At 69.4% G+C, this 15136-nt stretch carries 15 protein-coding genes; 11 read left to right on the plus strand and 4 right to left on the minus strand.

Annotated elements, in window-relative coordinates:
• From modA to ACYQ1K_RS13335, 5 genes are read left to right on the plus strand one after another with little or no spacing between them, the layout of a single operon-like run.
• Entirely contained in the window at nucleotides 1–768 is a 768-nt protein-coding gene (modA, locus tag ACYQ1K_RS13315; RefSeq protein WP_459983477.1) for a molybdate ABC transporter substrate-binding protein, read from the plus strand.
• Nucleotides 765–1649, plus strand: a complete 885-nt coding sequence (locus ACYQ1K_RS13320; RefSeq protein ID WP_459983478.1) for an ABC transporter permease — start codon at nucleotides 765–767, stop codon at nucleotides 1647–1649. Before modA ends, ACYQ1K_RS13320 begins: the two co-directional genes overlap by 4 nt.
• Entirely contained in the window at nucleotides 1646–2731 is a 1086-nt protein-coding gene (locus tag ACYQ1K_RS13325) for a sulfate/molybdate ABC transporter ATP-binding protein (protein ID WP_459983479.1), read from the plus strand. The genes ACYQ1K_RS13320 and ACYQ1K_RS13325 overlap by 4 nt, the downstream gene beginning before the upstream one ends.
• Complete coding sequence (gene glpX, locus ACYQ1K_RS13330; protein WP_459983480.1) at nucleotides 2728–3759, plus strand: class II fructose-bisphosphatase; 1032 nt, start codon at nucleotides 2728–2730, stop codon at nucleotides 3757–3759. The genes ACYQ1K_RS13325 and glpX overlap by 4 nt, the downstream gene beginning before the upstream one ends.
• Nucleotides 3760–3762: 3 nt before the next feature.
• On the plus strand, nucleotides 3763–4662 hold the full coding sequence (locus ACYQ1K_RS13335; RefSeq protein ID WP_459983481.1) for an alpha/beta fold hydrolase: 900 nt from the start codon (nucleotides 3763–3765) through the stop codon (nucleotides 4660–4662).
• 117 nt (nucleotides 4663–4779) lie between these two features.
• On the opposite strand, the gene ACYQ1K_RS13340 is transcribed toward ACYQ1K_RS13335, so the two are convergent.
• Nucleotides 4780–5862 carry an ABC transporter ATP-binding protein gene (locus ACYQ1K_RS13340; RefSeq protein ID WP_459983482.1) on the minus strand — a complete coding sequence of 361 codons (1083 nt, stop codon included), beginning with the start codon at nucleotides 5860–5862 and terminating at the stop codon, nucleotides 4780–4782.
• A 207-nt stretch (nucleotides 5863–6069) separates the two neighbouring features.
• On the opposite strand from ACYQ1K_RS13340, the gene ACYQ1K_RS13345 reads away from it, so the two are divergent.
• The 4 genes from ACYQ1K_RS13345 to ACYQ1K_RS13360 are packed head-to-tail and all read left to right on the plus strand — an operon-like array spanning nucleotide 6070 to nucleotide 10391.
• Nucleotides 6070–7365, plus strand: a complete 1296-nt coding sequence (locus ACYQ1K_RS13345) for an extracellular solute-binding protein (RefSeq protein ID WP_459983483.1) — start codon at nucleotides 6070–6072, stop codon at nucleotides 7363–7365.
• Complete coding sequence (locus ACYQ1K_RS13350) at nucleotides 7362–8318, plus strand: carbohydrate ABC transporter permease (protein ID WP_459983484.1); 957 nt, start codon at nucleotides 7362–7364, stop codon at nucleotides 8316–8318. Before ACYQ1K_RS13345 ends, ACYQ1K_RS13350 begins: the two co-directional genes overlap by 4 nt.
• Nucleotides 8319–8323: 5 nt before the next feature.
• A complete protein-coding gene (locus tag ACYQ1K_RS13355; protein WP_459983485.1) occupies nucleotides 8324–9193 on the plus strand; it encodes a carbohydrate ABC transporter permease in 870 nt (289 codons plus the stop codon).
• 4 nt (nucleotides 9194–9197) lie between these two features.
• On the plus strand, nucleotides 9198–10391 hold the full coding sequence (locus tag ACYQ1K_RS13360) for an ABC transporter ATP-binding protein (protein WP_459983486.1): 1194 nt from the start codon (nucleotides 9198–9200) through the stop codon (nucleotides 10389–10391).
• Here the strand turns inward: ACYQ1K_RS13360 and ACYQ1K_RS13365 are convergent.
• Nucleotides 10388–11020 (minus strand): DUF1707 SHOCT-like domain-containing protein, encoded by a 633-nt coding sequence (locus ACYQ1K_RS13365; protein ID WP_459983487.1) that lies wholly within the window; start codon nucleotides 11018–11020, stop codon nucleotides 10388–10390. The two genes, ACYQ1K_RS13360 and ACYQ1K_RS13365, sit on opposite strands and share 4 nt — an antisense overlap.
• Nucleotides 11021–11048: 28 nt before the next feature.
• Nucleotides 11049–12170, minus strand: a complete 1122-nt coding sequence (locus ACYQ1K_RS13370; RefSeq protein WP_459983488.1) for an ABC transporter substrate-binding protein — start codon at nucleotides 12168–12170, stop codon at nucleotides 11049–11051.
• Between the two features lie 71 nt (nucleotides 12171–12241).
• Here ACYQ1K_RS13370 and ACYQ1K_RS13375 point away from each other — a divergent pair, with 71 nt between their 5' ends.
• A complete protein-coding gene (locus tag ACYQ1K_RS13375) occupies nucleotides 12242–13951 on the plus strand; it encodes a fumarate hydratase (RefSeq protein ID WP_459983489.1) in 1710 nt (569 codons plus the stop codon).
• Nucleotides 13952–14037: 86 nt separating this feature from the next.
• On the opposite strand, the gene ACYQ1K_RS13380 is transcribed toward ACYQ1K_RS13375, so the two are convergent.
• Complete coding sequence (locus ACYQ1K_RS13380; protein WP_459983490.1) at nucleotides 14038–14355, minus strand: hypothetical protein; 318 nt, start codon at nucleotides 14353–14355, stop codon at nucleotides 14038–14040.
• Between the two features lie 59 nt (nucleotides 14356–14414).
• Here ACYQ1K_RS13380 and ACYQ1K_RS13385 point away from each other — a divergent pair, with 59 nt between their 5' ends.
• On the plus strand, nucleotides 14415–15092 hold the full coding sequence (locus ACYQ1K_RS13385; protein ID WP_459983491.1) for a spermine/spermidine synthase domain-containing protein: 678 nt from the start codon (nucleotides 14415–14417) through the stop codon (nucleotides 15090–15092).
• Nucleotides 15093–15136 lie beyond the last annotated feature (44 nt).

A 15136-nucleotide genomic window follows, 5' to 3' on the forward strand; every position in this document is an offset into this window, starting at 1 on the left:
ATGCTGTGTCTTGCCAAGAAGCTCGCCCTCCTGCCCCTCCTCGCCCTCGTCGTGCCGCTCGCAGCCTGCGGCAGCTCCGACAACAGCAGCGGCGGCAGCGACCACGAGACCCTGACCGTCCTGGCCGCGTCATCGTTGACCAAGACCTTCACCGAGCTCGGAAGGAAGTTCGAGTCGGCGCACCCCGGCACGACGGTGAAGCTCAGCTTCGGCGGCTCCTCCGACCTGGTGGAGCAGATCACATCAGGCGCACCGGCCGACGTCTTCGCCTCGGCCGACGCCAAGAACATGGACAAGCTCGGTGGCGATGCCGAGAACCGGCGCAACTTCGCCTCCAACGTGCTCGAGATCGCGGTGCCGCCGGGCAACCCGGCCACGATCACCGGCTTCGCCGACCTGGCCAAGCCCGGTGTGAAGCTGGTCGTCTGCGCACCCGCGGTCCCGTGCGGAGCGGCCACCGCCGCCGTCGCCGCGAAGGCCGGCGTCACCCTGAAGCCGGTCAGCGAGGAGCAGTCGGTCACCGACGTCCTCGGCAAGGTGACCAGCGGCGAGGCCGACGCGGGCGTGGTCTACGTGACCGACGTGAAGGCCGCAGGCGACAAGGTCGAGGGCGTCGCGTTCCCCGAGTCCTCGAGCGTCGTGAACACCTATCCGATCGCCACCGTCAAGGACAGCAAGCACGCGAAGCTGGCCCGAGAGTTCCTCGACCTGGTCGTCGGAGCCGACGGGCAGCAGGTGCTGGCGGACGCCGGGTTCGGCAAGCCGTGAGCGCAGGCCAGGTGGGCCTGCCCCGTTGGCTCTTCGCGCCGGCGGCGCTCGGCGCCGCCTTCGTCCTGCTCCCTCTCGTCGCCATGGTCTCGCGCGTGGACTGGGGCGGCTTCGGCAGCCTGATCAGCTCGGAGTCGGCCAGAGAGGCGCTCTGGCTGAGCCTGCGCACGAGTGCGTGCAGCACCGTGCTCTGCGTGCTCGTGGGCGTGCCGATGGCCGTGGTCCTCGCGCGCACCTCGTTCCCCGGCCGGGGCATCCTGCGCTCGTTGGTGCTGCTGCCACTGGTGATCCCGCCCGTGGTCAGCGGCATCGCGCTGCTCTACACCTTCGGCCGTCGGGGGCTGCTCGGCCACACCCTCGACGTGCTCGGCATCGAAGTGGCGTTCTCCACGACCGCGGTGGTCATGGCGCAGACGTTCGTGGCGCTGCCGTTCCTGGTGATCTCGCTCGAGGGCGCGCTGCGGACCGCTGGCCAGCGCTACGAGGTCGTCGCGGCGACGCTCGGCGCCGCTCCGTCCACCGTGTTCCGTCGCGTCACGCTGCCGCTCGTCCTCCCCGGTCTGCTGAGTGGCGCGGTGCTCGCCTTCGCGCGCTCGCTCGGCGAGTTCGGTGCGACGATCACGTTCGCCGGCTCCCTGCAGGGCACGACGGCGACGCTTCCCATCCAGATCTACCTCGAGCGCGTCACCGACCCCGACGCCGCCGTCGCCCTGTCCCTGCTCCTCGTGGTGGTCGCCGTGGTCGTCATCGCGCCCATGAGCCACGCTCCTCGCGTCTGGGGCGAGAGGACGACCACGGCTCGCGGCCAACGGGCCCCCGAGACACGGAATCGCGAACCTCACGATCCCCGGGGCGCGCCGGCCGCCGGGAGCACCCGATGACCGCCCTGCGCTACGACGCGACGGTGGCCGACCGGCGCGTCCGGGTGCGCCTCGACGTGGCCGACGGCGAGACCGTCGCACTCCTCGGCCCCAACGGCGCGGGCAAGTCCACGGTGCTGAGCGTCATCGCGGGGCTCCTCCCACCGTCGGCCGGCGAGGTCTTCGTCGGGGGGCGGGACCTGGCCGGCGTACCTCCTCATCGGCGTCAGGTCGCGCTGCTCGCCCAGGAGCCGCTCCTCTTCCCGCATCTGTCCGTGGTCGAGAACGTGGCCTTCGGACCGCGTTCCCGCGGTGCCGGCCGCCGCGAGGCGCGGAGCAGGGCGCGGGAGTGGCTTGACCGGGTCGGAGTCGGCGACCTGGCCCACCGTCGCCCTCACCAGCTCAGTGGTGGGCAGGCTCAGCGCGTCGCGATCGCCCGCGCTCTGGCGGCCGGGCCCCGGCTCCTGCTGCTCGACGAGCCGATGGCCGCGCTCGACGTGGACGTCGCACCGGCGCTGCGCCAGCTCTTGCGCATGGTGCTGGCAGACCGGACCGCGATCGTCGTCACCCATGACGCACTGGACGCGCTCCTCCTCGCCGACCGGGTCGTGGTCATCGAGGACGGCCGGATCGTCGAGGACGGGGCGACCGCCGACGTCCTGCGCCGGCCTCGCAGTGCGTTCGGTGCCCGGATCGCCGGACTCAACCTCGTCTCGGGACGCTGGGACGGGGACGCGGTGTCGCGAGCGGACCTGGTGGTGCACGGACTCGCCTCCGAGGACCCCCCGACCCTCGGCGAAGAAGCGGTGGCGGTCTTCTCCCCCACGGCCGTCTCGGTCTTCCGCGAGCCGCCCGGCGGCAGCCCTCGCAACGCGCTGCCGGCCGTCGTGACGGAGGTGGAGCCTCTCGGCGACCGCTTCCGCGTCCGCGCCCTGGCCGGCGCCACGCCACTACAGGCCGAGGTCACGGCCGGGGCGGTCGTCGATCTCTCCCTCGCCCCGGGCGACCCGGTGCATTTGATCGTGAAAGCGACAGAGGTCTCCGTCCACGGTGCCCGCCGTGCTGCGTCGGAGGCCTCCGAGCCGGATACAGTCGCCCCATGAGCGAGCGCCATCTGCCCGAGCCCCTCGACGTCGCGCCGCAGGCGCCGGACCGCAACCTCGCCCTCGAGCTGGTGCGGGTCACCGAGGCGGCCGCGATGGCAGCCGCTCGCTGGGTCGGCCGCGGCGACAAGAACGGAGCCGACGGCGTCGCCGTCAACGCCATGAGGGTGATGATCTCGACCGTCGCCATGAACGGCACGGTGGTCATCGGCGAGGGCGAGAAGGACAACGCGCCGATGCTCTACAACGGCGAGCAGGTCGGTGACGGGACGGGGCCTGACGTCGACGTCGCCGTCGACCCGATCGACGGCACGACGCTGACGGCGAAGGGCATGAACAACGCGATCGCGGTGCTCGCGGTGGCGCCGCGCGGCTCGATGTACGACCCGTCGGCGGTGTTCTACATGGAGAAGCTCGTCACGGGTCCCGAGGCGGCCGACGTGGTCGACATCCGCTTCCCCGTCGCCGAGAACATCCACCAGGTCGCCAAGGCGAAGGGCGCGCAGCCGAGCGACGTCACAGTGGTCCTGCTCGACCGTCCGCGTCACGCCGAGCTGGCGGACGAGATCAGGGCGACCGGTGCGCGCATCAAGTTCATCACCGACGGCGACGTCGCCGGCGCGATCGCAGCGGCCCGTGCCGGGAGCGGCGTCGACCTGCTGCTCGGCATCGGGGGCACGCCGGAGGGCATCATCGCCGCCTGCGCGATGAAGGCACTGGGCGGCACGATCCAGGGACGGCTGTGGCCCAAGGACGACGAGGAGCGTCAGAAGGCTCTCGACGCCGGGCACAACCTCGACACCGACTTCGTGCTCACCACCAACGACCTGGTCACCGGCGACGACTGCTTCTTCGTCGCGACCGGCATCACCGACGGCGACCTCATGAAGGGCGTGCAGTACCGGGCCGGCGGGTGCACCACCGAGTCGCTCGTGATGCGCTCGCGCAGCGGCACGATCCGCAAGATCGTCAGTGACCACCAGCTGTCCAAGCTCAAGGCCTACTCGGCGATCGACTTCGAGAGCTGACGCGTGGGCGGCGAGGTCGCGCCCTCCGAGGAGCAGTTCGCCCACGTCGCCGACGGGGTCGAGCTCTGCTACCAGACCTTCGGCGACAGCCACGCCGACCCTCTGCTGCTCATCATGGGCCTCGGGGGTCCGATGACCTGGTGGGACGAGCGCCTGTGCCAGATGCTCGCCGACGCCGGGTTCTTCGTCATCCGGTTCGACAACCGTGACATCGGACGCTCCAGCCGCGTCGCCGGCCCCGTCTCCATGGGTCGGCTGGCGCGTGCCTTCGTCGGCTTGAGGGTGCGGACGGCTTACACCCTCGACGACATGGCGTCCGACGCCTTCGGCCTGCTGGACCACCTGGGGATCGCCGCCGCCCATGTCTGGGGCGTGTCGATGGGCGGCATGATCGCGCAGACGATGGCGCTCGCGCATGCCGAGCGGGTGCTGTCGCTGACCTCGATGATGTCCACGACGGGCGCCCGCGCGGTCGGCTTCCAGCACCCCTCGCTCCTGCCGACCTTCCTCACTCGTGGCGCCGGCCAGGACCGCTATGTGCAGGCGTCGCTGCGGACCTGGCGACTGATCGGCTCCCCCGACTTCCCGTCGGCCGAGGACGACGTACGCCGGCGGGCGGAGGAGACCTATGAGCGTGGCGTGTCGCCGGACGGCACCGGCCGTCAGATGCTGGCCGTGCTCACCCAGCCCAACCGCACTCGCGACCTGCGGCGCATCAGCGTGCCGACCCTGGTGGTCCACGGTTTGAACGACAAGATGGTGCACGTCTCGGGCGGGCGCGCCACGTCGCTGGCGATCCCCCGCTCCGAGCTGCTCCTCATCGACGGTCTCGGCCACGACGTGCCCGAGACGCTGTGGCCGACCCTCGTCCAGGCCGTACGCCGCAACGCCGACCGCGCCTGACGCCGAGCAGACGCAGATGCCCACCCCACACCTGACGAGCGGACGCAGATGCCCACACTGGGTGAACATCTGCGTCCGCTCGGCGCGGGTCACGCGAACATCTGCGTCCGCTCGGCGTCAGTCGCTCAGGCGCAGGCCCGTCGTCGTGTCGAAGACGTGCACGTCGCGGGGGTCGGTGGTCACGTAGAGCATGTCGCCCTTGTGAACGTGCTGGTGGGCCGGGACACGGATGATGATGTTCGACGGGGTCCCCTCGACATCCGAGGTGCCGTAGACGAACGAGTCCGAGCCGAGCTCCTCCACGACGGTGACGTGCACCGGCAGGCCTCCCTCGCCGTCCGAGACCAGTCGCCAGGCCTCCGGGCGCACGCCGACGGTGATGTCGCCGGTCATCTTCGCGGCGGCGGCCGGGTCGACGGGCACGAGGTACTGACCGATCTTCGCCTGGCCGTCGGCCGCCTTCGCCTTGATGAGGTTCATCTGCGGCGAGCCGATGAAGCCGGCGACGAACAGGTTGACCGGCTTGGAGTAGAGGTTGAGCGGGGTGTCGACCTGCTGCAGGTCCCCGGCGCTCATCACCGCGACGCGGTCTCCCATCGTCATGGCCTCGACCTGGTCGTGGGTGACGTAGACCGTGGTGACGCCGAGATCCGACTGGAGCTTCGCGATGTCGGTGCGGGTCTGCACGCGCATCTTGGCGTCCAGGTTCGACAGCGGCTCGTCCATGCAGAAGACCTGGGGCTGGCGCACGATCGCGCGCCCCATGGCGACACGCTGCCGCTGGCCGCCGGAGAGCGCCTTGGGCTTGCGGTCGAGGTAGTCGGTCAGCCCCAGCAGGGCCGCAGCCTCCTTGACACGCCGGTCGCGCTCGGTGCCGTCGACCTTGGCCATCTTGAGCGCGAAGCCCATGTTCTCGGCGACGCTCATGTGCGGGTAGAGCGCGTAGTTCTGGAAGACCATCGCGATGTCGCGGTCCTTGGGCGGGACGGTGGTGACGTCGCGGTCGCCGATGAGGATGCGTCCGCTGTTCACCTCCTCCAGGCCGGCGAGCATGCGCAAGGTCGTGGACTTGCCACAACCGGAGGGGCCGACGAGGACCATGAACTCCCCGTCGCCGATCTCGAGGTCGATGCCCGTGACAGCCGGGGCGTCTGCCCCGGGATACCAGCGTTGGGCCTTCTCGAAGGTCACTGATGCCATGACGAACTGCTCCTTCACCGGCAGGTACGTGCCGGACGATCCGTAGTGAAGTGACGCCACACGAAGATGTGGCAGGGATCACCATAACGGATCGGCCACCATCGCCCGCACGGGAGCGCTCCCGCACCGCCTCCCCTGTCTCGGGTGGTGACAAAGCGCCGCGAACGGGGTACACCGGAGTGACAAGGATCACAGGGGAGGCGGTTGATGAGCGTCCATGGCCATCGGGGGCGGCATGTGAAGAACCGCGTGTGGGGTCTCGCAGCCGCCGGCATCCTCGTCAGCTCGGCGCTGACCGCATGCTCGTCGGCCTCCGGCGAGACCCAGTTGACCTGGTACATCAACCCTGACTCGGGGGGACAGGCCAAGGTCGCCGCGAACTGCAGCACCGACAAGTACAAGATCACCACCCAGGTGCTCCCGCAGGACGCGAACGAGCAGCGGATCCAGCTGGCGCGACGGCTCGCGGCCCACGACTCCGGCATCGACATCATGAGCATCGACCCGCCGTTCAGCGCAGAGTTCTCGAACGCCGGCTTCCTGGCCCCGATCCCGCAGAGCCTCCAGGACAAGCTGACGCAGCAGTCCTTCAAGGGCGCCACTGCGGCGGCCACGTGGAACGGCAAGCTGGTCGTGGCGCCGTTCTGGTCCAACACCCAGGTGCTCTGGTATCGCAAGTCGTTCGTCCAGAAGGCCGGCATCGACATGAGCCAGCCAGTGACCTGGGACCAGATCATCGACGCCGCCTCCAAGAACGGCGGCAAGGTGGCCGTCCAGGCGAACAAGTACGAGGGCTACGTCGTCTGGATCAACGCGCTCATCTCCGGCGCCGGCGGCCAGCTGGCGACCAACACCGACAAGGGTCTCGACATGACGCTCGAGATCAACTCGCCGGCCGGCGACAAGGCTGCGGGGGTCATCCAGAAGCTCTCGCACTCGGCCGCCGCCCCCGCCGACCTGTCGGTCGCGCAGGAGGGCCAGGCAGGAAGCACCTTCGGCGGTCAGCAGGGCGCCTTCATGGTGAACTGGACCTACATCTACAACAGCTACGAGTCGATCACCCCGGGCTTCAACAAGGACATCGGCTACACCATGTATCCGGAGACGGTGCAGGGACAGCCCGCCCGACCGCCGTACGGCGGCATCGGGGTCGGCGTCAGCAAGTACTCCAACCACGTCGACGACGCGATGCAGGCCATCGAGTGCATCACGAGCCCGGACAACCAGGAGGTCAACGCCGAGATCACCGGCAACATGCCGGCCAGCCAGGCGGGCTACGCGGCGAACAACAACGCGCTGCAGAAGACCTATCCCGCGCCGCTGCTGCAGCTGTTCCAGCAGAGCCTCGACGCCGCGGCGCCCCGCACCGTGACGCCCTACTGGAGTGACATCTCCGGCGGCCTCCAGGCGACGTGGCACCCCTCTGCGAGCGTCAACTCGTCGACCCCGGCCACCTCGCAGACGTTCATCGACAACGTGCTCCATGGAAGGAGCCTGCTGTGACCACCACCACCGCGACCGCCGCAGCAAAGGCTCCCCCGGGCAGGAAGCGCGCGCAGATGACCGACCGCTCGAGGGCGGAGAACCGCCTCGGCCAGCGGCTTGTGGCACCGGCCGTCATCGTGATGCTGCTCGTCACGGCGTACCCGATGTTCCAGGCGCTCTACCTCTCGTTGTTCCGCTACCGGCTGACGTCCCCGAACGACAAGGAGTTCATCGGCCTCAGCAACTACGGCACCGTCCTGACCGACTCGCTGTTCTGGAAGGACACCTGGAACACCGTCGTGATCATGGTGGTGACCGTGGCGGTCGAGCTGGTCATCGGGTTCGCGTTCGCGATGGTCATGCACCGCATCGTCTTCGCTCGAGGCGCGATCCGCACGGCGATCCTGATCCCCTACGGGATCATCACGGTGGTCTCGGCCTACGCGTGGCAGTTCGCGTTCAGCCTCAACAACGGCTGGGTGAACAGCTGGTTCCATTGGCTGCCGTGGATCTCGCCGGAGACCAACTGGTTCGGCAGCCACTGGCCGGCGATGTTCGCGATCATGATCTCGGAGATCTGGAAGACCACGCCGTTCATGTCCTTGCTCCTGCTGGCGGGACTCTCGCAGGTCTCGGAGGACATGGTCGAGGCAGCCCAGGTCGACGGGGCGACCTGGTGGCAGCGGCTGTGGAAGGTGATCATCCCCAACATGCGGGCCGCCATCATGGTCGCCGTCCTCTTCCGCGCTCTGGACGCCTTCCGCATCTTCGACAACATCTACGTGATGACGAGGGGCGCTCAGGACACCGAGTCCTCGTCGTTCCTGACCTACCGACAGGTCATCAACCAGTTCCAGCTCGGACTCGGCTCGGCCCTCTCGGTGCTGTTGTTCCTCGCCGTGCTGCTGCTGGCGTTCTTGATCGTCAAGCTCTTCCGCGTGGACCTTGCGCAGGCGAGGGGTGAGGCGTGATGGCCATGTCACGAGAGACGCGGACCAGGATCGGCACGTGGGTCGGCTTCGTCATCATCCTGATCTGGTGCCTGCTGCCGGTCGTCTGGATCCTGTCGCTCTCCTTCAAGGGACCCGCCGAGACCGCTGCCGGCAGTCCCCAGTTCCTGCCGAAGCACTGGACGATTCAGAACTACCGTGACGTCCTGGGCTTCGGCTCGGTCACGCCGGGTCAGGAGAGCACACACACCGACTTCCTCGCAGCACTGCGCAACTCGTTCGGGATCGCGGCGATCGCGACGCTGCTCTCGGTCATCTTCGCGACGCTGGCCGCGTACGCCATCGCCCGCCTGCAGTTCCGGGGCAAGCGGTTGGTGCTCTCGATGGCGCTCGCCATCGCGATGTTCCCGGTGGTCGCCCTGGTCGGTCCGCTGTTCGATCTGTGGCGCATCCTCGGGCTGTTCAACACCTGGCCCGGCCTCATCATCCCGTACATGACGTTCACGCTCCCCCTGGCGATCTGGACGCTGTCGGCGTTCTTCCGGGAGATCCCGTGGGAGATGGAGCAGGCCGCCCAGGTCGACGGTGCCACGTCGTGGCAGGCGTTCCGCAAGGTGATCGTCCCGCTCGCCGCGCCCGGCGTGTTCACCGCGGCCATCCTGACGTTCTTCTTCGCCTGGAACGAGTTCGTCCTCGCGATCTCGCTGACCTCCACGACCGCGTCGCGCACGGTGCCCGCCCAACTGTCCTTCTTCGTCGGGCCCGACCCGTTCAACCCGCCGTACGGACTGTTGGCCACCGCCTCGGTGGTGGTCACCGTCCCGATCATCATCATCGTCCTGCTCTTCCAGCGAAAGATCGTGTCCGGGCTCACCTCCGGCGCGGTGAAGGGGTGACCTCATGGCCGAGATCAAGATGAAGAACATCGTCAAGAAGTACGGCGACGGCTTCCCCGCCGTGAACGACGTGAGCATCGACGTCGCCGACGGCGAGTTCATGATCCTGGTCGGTCCCTCCGGCTGCGGGAAGTCGACGCTGCTGCGGATGATCGTCGGCCTCGAGGACATCACCTCGGGCGAGATGATGATCGGCGAGCGCCGGGTGAACGACCTGGCGCCGCGCGACCGCAACCTCGCGATGGTGTTCCAGAACTACGCGCTCTATCCCCACCTCACCGTCTATGAGAACATCGCCTTCCCCCTCCGGCTGGCCGGCGCCTCCGACGCCGAGGTCGACCAGAAGGTCAGGGCGGCCTCGGACACCCTGGAGCTCAACGAGCACCTCGACCGCAAGCCGGGCAACCTCTCGGGTGGCCAGCGGCAGCGTGTCGCGATGGGCCGGGCGATCGTCCGCGACGCCGACGCATTCCTCTTCGACGAGCCGCTGTCCAACCTCGACGCCAAGCTACGCGGTCAGATGCGCACCGAGATCTCGCGCCTGCAGAAGCGGCTCGGGATCACCACCGTCTATGTCACCCACGACCAGACCGAGGCGATGACCCTCGGCGACCGGGTCGCCGTGCTCAAGCGGGGCGTCCTGCAGCAGCTGGCGACACCGCGCGAGCTGTATGAGAACCCCGGCAACCTGTTCGTCGCCGGGTTCATCGGGTCGCCGCCGATGAACTTCCTGCCCGCGACCGTCGAGGGCACGACGGCGAAGCTGCCGTTCGGCAGCGTGGAGCTGCCGCCGGACAAGGCCGAGCAGGCGCAAGGGCACGGGCTGCTGCTCGCGGGGATCCGACCGGAGCACTTCGACGACGCCGGCACCCGCGAGGGCGCCCAAGGCTCGACGTTCCGCGCCACCGTGGAGGTCGTGGAGTGGCTCGGCAACGAGACCTACGCCTACATCCCCTACGAGGCGCCGCCCGAGGTCAAGGAGCAGCTCGCCCAGCTCGAGCGTGACCTCGACGGCGAGGCCCTGCACACCCAGCTCGTCGCGACCCTGTCGGGCGGCAGCCGGATCCGGGAAGGCGAGGAAGCCGAGATCTGGGTCGACGCCTCCAGGATCCACCTGTTCGAGCCCGAGTCCGGTCGCAACCTGACGGTCGACACCGAGCACGCCGGCACGATCCCGGAGCTGCAGACGAGCGTCTAGCCCCGGCGCCGCAATTGGCGGGGCGGCTTGAGTGGCTTGCGCTCCACACTGACGCCGCCCCAGATCGCGACGCCGCGCACCCGCACCGTCGGCGAGTCGAGCCGGCGATCGGCAGCCAGGAGGTCGGCGGGACCGGCGTACCCGCCCATGATGCCGGTGCCCTCCATCACCACCTCGGTGCCGGGGCCGACGATGATGCTGGCGCCGCCCATGAAGGCGTTGACGGTGATGACGACGTCGCGCGAGGAGAAGACGGCCTGTCGCAGGTCCAGGTTGGCGCCGCCCATGAAGCAGCTGATCGTCATCGACGCGGGCACCGTCCACACGCCCTTGCGGTCGAGACCGCTCAGGATCGCGACGTGGCTCTCGTGCGGGTGGGGCTGGCTGGTGTACGCCGTCGGGGTGATCGCCTGCGAGGGAATCTCGATCGACGGACCGAGGGTGGTGGGCAGGTCGAGGGTGATCGGGACGAGGTCGGCGTACGTCTTGGCGGCGTAGGTCTGCTCGAGCCGCTCGTCGAGCTCGCCGAGGTCGATCCGGCCCTCCCCGGCCGCCTGCCGCAGGATCTCGGCGACCCGGTGGCGGTCGTCGTCGGAGATCCGCAGCCGGGACGGGTCCTGCGAGCTCATGACCTCAGCGTAGCCACGCCCTGCCTTCTCAGCCGATCGCCTGGGACCAGTTCGCATCCAGGTACGCCGCCGCCTTCGCGTCGTCCTGAGGCGTCGGGCGGATCGGCGCGGCAGACGTCGGTGGCAGCTTCGCGTACGCCGCCTTGTCGATGGTGCCCGCCTTCAGCATCGCGGCCGCCCGGACCGGGCGGACGCCGCCGGAGAGCAGAAGGTTCTGACCCTCGTCGGAGTAGAGGTACTCCTCCCACAGACGTGCGGCCGCCGGATGGGGGGCGTGCCTGTTGATCGCCTGGTAGTAGCAGCCCGCGAGGGGTGCGTTCGGCGGCACGAACACCTTCCACGTGGGCAGCTTCGCGGTGGTCGCGGCACTGAGGTAGTCCCAGTCGAAGACCACCGAGGTCTGGCCCGACAGGACCGACTGGTCCGTAGCCGCCCTCGGCAGGAAGCGTCCCGCCTTCGCGAGCCGCTGGAAGAAGGCGACACCCGGCGCGACGTCGCCGGCGCTCCCGCCCTCGGCGATCGAGGCCAAGCGGACCGCGTTGAGAGCGGTGTTGGACTGCGTCGGGTCCCCGGTGAGCGCCACCTTGCCTGTGAAGCCAGGCTTCTGGAGGTCGTCGAGGCTGGTGATCCGCGGCACCGTGCCGGCGTCGTAGCCGATCGCCATATAGCCGCAGTAGTCGTTGACCGCCGTGCCGTCGGGCTGCTTGAGGGCAGCGGGGATGTCGTCCCATGTCGCCACCTTGTACGGCGCGAACAGGTCGAGGTTGGCCGCGGACACAGCGGGGCCGATGTCGAACACGTCCGGCGCCGTCGGCTTTCCCTGGAGCCGCCTGGCGGTGTCGACCTCCTCCTGGCTGGACGCGTCGGGCTGCGTCGAGTCGACGGTGATGCCGTACTTCCTCCTGAAGCCGTCGATGACGCCCTGGTAGTTGGCCCAGTCCGGCCTGAGCGCGATGACGTTGAGCCGGCCCTCCTTCTTGGCGGCGGCCACCAGTCCGTCCGTCCCACCGAACGCCCCCGCGGACGCAGACGGTGTGGGGGCTGCGGTCTCGTGCTTCGCCGGGTGCTCGGCCGGTGAGGAGCAGGCAGCCGCGGCGAGGGGGACGGTCGTCAGCGCGGTGAGCGCGACGAGGGCGGAACGGAGCCTCACGAGCACGCCAGACCCTACCTCCGCGCACCTGAGGGTCCCTTCCGGTGGCGCCTGGGCTACCCTGACGACTCGTGGCGAGCACACCCTCGAGTCCTGAGTTCCTCTACTCCGACCTGCTGCCGACCGGCGCCGACGAGACGCCGTACCGGCTGGTCACGACCGAGGGGGTCTCGACGTTCGAGGTGCCCGACGCGGACGGCACCACCCGCACCTTCCTCAAGGTCGACCCGGAAGCCATCCGTCGGCTGACCTACGAGGCGATCCACGACATCCAGCACTACCTGAGGCCGGCGCACCTCGCCCAGCTCCGCAAGATCATCGACGACCCGGAGGCGTCCGGCAACGACCGCTTCGTGGCTCTGGACCTGCTGAAGAACGTCAACATATCCGCCGGCGGAGTGCTGCCGATGTGCCAGGACACCGGCACCGCCATCGTGATGGGCAAGAAGTCCGAGGGCGTGCTCACCGGCGTCGACGACGGCGAGGTCATCTCCCGCGGGGTGTACGACGCCTACACGCAGCTCAACCTGCGCTACTCCCAGCTGGCGCCGATCACGACGTACGAGGAGAAGTCGACCGGCACCAACCTGCCGGCGCAGATCGAGATCTACTCCACTCCTTCGCACGGCAAGCCGGAGTACAAGTTCCTCTTCATGGCCAAGGGCGGCGGCTCGGCCAACAAGTCCTTCCTCTACCAGGAGACCAAGGCGATCCTGAACCCGAAGCGGATCCTGGAGTTCCTCGACGAGAAGATCCGCTCGCTCGGCACAGCGGCCTGTCCGCCGTACCACCTGGCCGTGGTCATCGGGGGCACCTCGGCGGAGTTCGCACTCAAGACGGCGAAGTACGCCTCGGCGCACTACCTCGACAACCTGCCGACCTCCGGCTCGATGTCGGCCCACGGCTTCCGCGACCTCGAGCTCGAGGAGGAGGTCTTCAAGCTGACCCAGTCCTTCGGCATCGGGGCCCAGTTCGGCGGCAAGTACTTCTGCCACGACGTCCGCGTCGTCCGACTCCCCCGCCACGGCGCCTCCTGCCCCGTCGCGATCGCCGTCTCGTGCTCGGCCGACAGGCAGGCGCTCGGCAAGATCACCCCGGAGGGCGTGTTCCTCGAGCAGCTCGAGACCGACCCGGCGCACTACATGCCCTCGGCCGGCGTCGCCGAGGACATCTCGGCGGGCGAGGTCGTGAAGATCGACCTGAACCAGCCGATGTCCGAGATCCTGGCCGAGCTCTCGAAGCACCCTGTCAAGACGCGCCTGTCCCTGACCGGCCCGCTGGTCGTGGCGCGCGACATCGCGCACGCCAAGATCAAGGAGCGCCTCGACGCGGGCGAGGAGATGCCTTCCTACCTGCGCGACCACCCCGTGTACTACGCCGGCCCCGCGAAGACGCCGACGGGGATGGCGTCAGGCTCCTTCGGGCCGACGACGGCGGGGCGGATGGACTCCTACGTCGAGCAGTTCCAGGCGGCCGGCGGGTCGATGGTCATGCTCGCCAAGGGCAACCGGTCGAAGGCCGTGACCGACGCGTGCGGCGCGCACGGCGGGTTCTACCTCGGGTCGATCGGTGGCCCGGCCGCCCGGCTCGCCCAGGACTGCATCCGGTCCGTCGAGGTGCTCGAGTATCCCGAGCTCGGCATGGAGGCGATCTGGAAGATCGAGGTCGAGGACTTCCCCGCCTTCATCGTCGTCGACGACAAGGGCAACGACTTCTTCACCGACCCCTCCGGCACCACCACGGTGCCGCTCTCCGGGATCCGGGTGCGGTCGGCGCAGTAGGGCCCGGCCGCTCGCTGCGCCTGATCAGCGCAACACGCCGTGATCGTCGGCGTGTCGCGGTGTGGCGGCGCACGCTCGGGCCGCGGCTACGCGTCGTCGACGCGGTCGCCGAGCTGTCCGTCCCGAGGGCGGAAATCGTTGTCGCGCCTGTTCTCCGGCGGCACGGCGTCCGGGCCGGCGGCTTGCGTGTCCGGATCACCCGACTCCGACTCCGACTCCGTGTAGCCCGCGGTGGAGTCGGACGGCTGGATCGGGGTGCCGGCGTCGCTCGCGTCGAGCCGGCCGACCTCCGAGACCTGCCCGTCGGTCTCCTCGGCCTCCGTCTCGCGGGGTGTGCCGGGGTGCGCCTCGGCCTCCTGGTCCATGCCGGGGCGCTCGGGCGTGGGGTCGCTCGGATTCGTCATGGGAGCCGTTACCCGGGTGCGTCGGGCCATATTCTGCTGAGTGGGCGAGGATGGCCCGCGTGGCGCCGGACGACGAGAGCACGCGAGAGGTCGCCCGCGCCACCTCGGCGCGGGGTGAGCTGGTCCTGCGGCGGCGCGCCGACGGCTCGCTCGAGCTGCGGGCCAACGGCGTCTTCGTCATGGACACGGTCGAGACCTCGACCGAGCGTGCGCTCGCGACCCGGGCGCTCGAGCTGCACGCCGACCCTGCGACGGTGCTGGTCGGCGGTCTCGGGCTGGGGTTCACGCTCGGCGCGGTCCTCGCCGACGGGCGCGTCCAGTGGGTCGCCGTCGTCGAGATCGAGCAGGCGCTCGTCGACTGGATGCAGGAGGGCATCGTGCCTGGCCGCGAGCTCCTCGCCGACCCGCGCGTCACCGTCACCGTCGGCGACGTCGCCCTGGCGCTGCGCGAGAGCGCCGGGTCGACGTACGACCTGGTCCTCCTCGACGTGGACAACGGACCGGGCTATCTCGTCCATGACGCCAACGCCGACCTCTACGAGGCGCCCGCGCTCGAGCAGGCCATGCGAGTGACCCGACCCGGCGGCACCGTCGTGGTGTGGAGCGCGGCCGCGGCGCCGGCTCTCGAGGCGACGATGCAGCGGGTGTTCGGCCGGTGGCGCACCGAGGCGCTGGCCTTTGAGGTGGACCTCCAGGGCCGTGCGGAGACCTACTGGCTCTACGCCGGACACGTCTGACCGGTCACAGGAGGGCACGTCCGGCCGCGAAGCGGGGTACAACT

The organism is Nocardioides sp. AN3 (assembly GCF_054653495.1).

Excerpts from the sequence above, each read along its gene's own strand:
- ACYQ1K_RS13365 (WP_459983487.1), bottom strand. The coding sequence starts at position 11,020 with ATGAGCTCGCAGGACCCGTCCCGGCTGCGGATCTCCGACGACGACCGC.
- ACYQ1K_RS13345 (WP_459983483.1), top strand. The coding sequence starts at position 6,070 with ATGAGCGTCCATGGCCATCGGGGGCGGCATGTGAAGAACCGCGTGTGG.
- ACYQ1K_RS13340 (WP_459983482.1), bottom strand. The coding sequence starts at position 5,862 with ATGGCATCAGTGACCTTCGAGAAGGCCCAACGCTGGTATCCCGGGGCA.
- ACYQ1K_RS13380 (WP_459983490.1), bottom strand. The coding sequence starts at position 14,355 with ATGACGAATCCGAGCGACCCCACGCCCGAGCGCCCCGGCATGGACCAG.
- ACYQ1K_RS13325 (WP_459983479.1), top strand. The coding sequence starts at position 1,646 with ATGACCGCCCTGCGCTACGACGCGACGGTGGCCGACCGGCGCGTCCGG.
- ACYQ1K_RS13360 (WP_459983486.1), top strand. The coding sequence starts at position 9,198 with ATGGCCGAGATCAAGATGAAGAACATCGTCAAGAAGTACGGCGACGGC.
- ACYQ1K_RS13355 (WP_459983485.1), top strand. The coding sequence starts at position 8,324 with ATGTCACGAGAGACGCGGACCAGGATCGGCACGTGGGTCGGCTTCGTC.
- modA (WP_459983477.1), top strand. The coding sequence starts at position 1 with ATGCTGTGTCTTGCCAAGAAGCTCGCCCTCCTGCCCCTCCTCGCCCTC.
- glpX (WP_459983480.1), top strand. The coding sequence starts at position 2,728 with ATGAGCGAGCGCCATCTGCCCGAGCCCCTCGACGTCGCGCCGCAGGCG.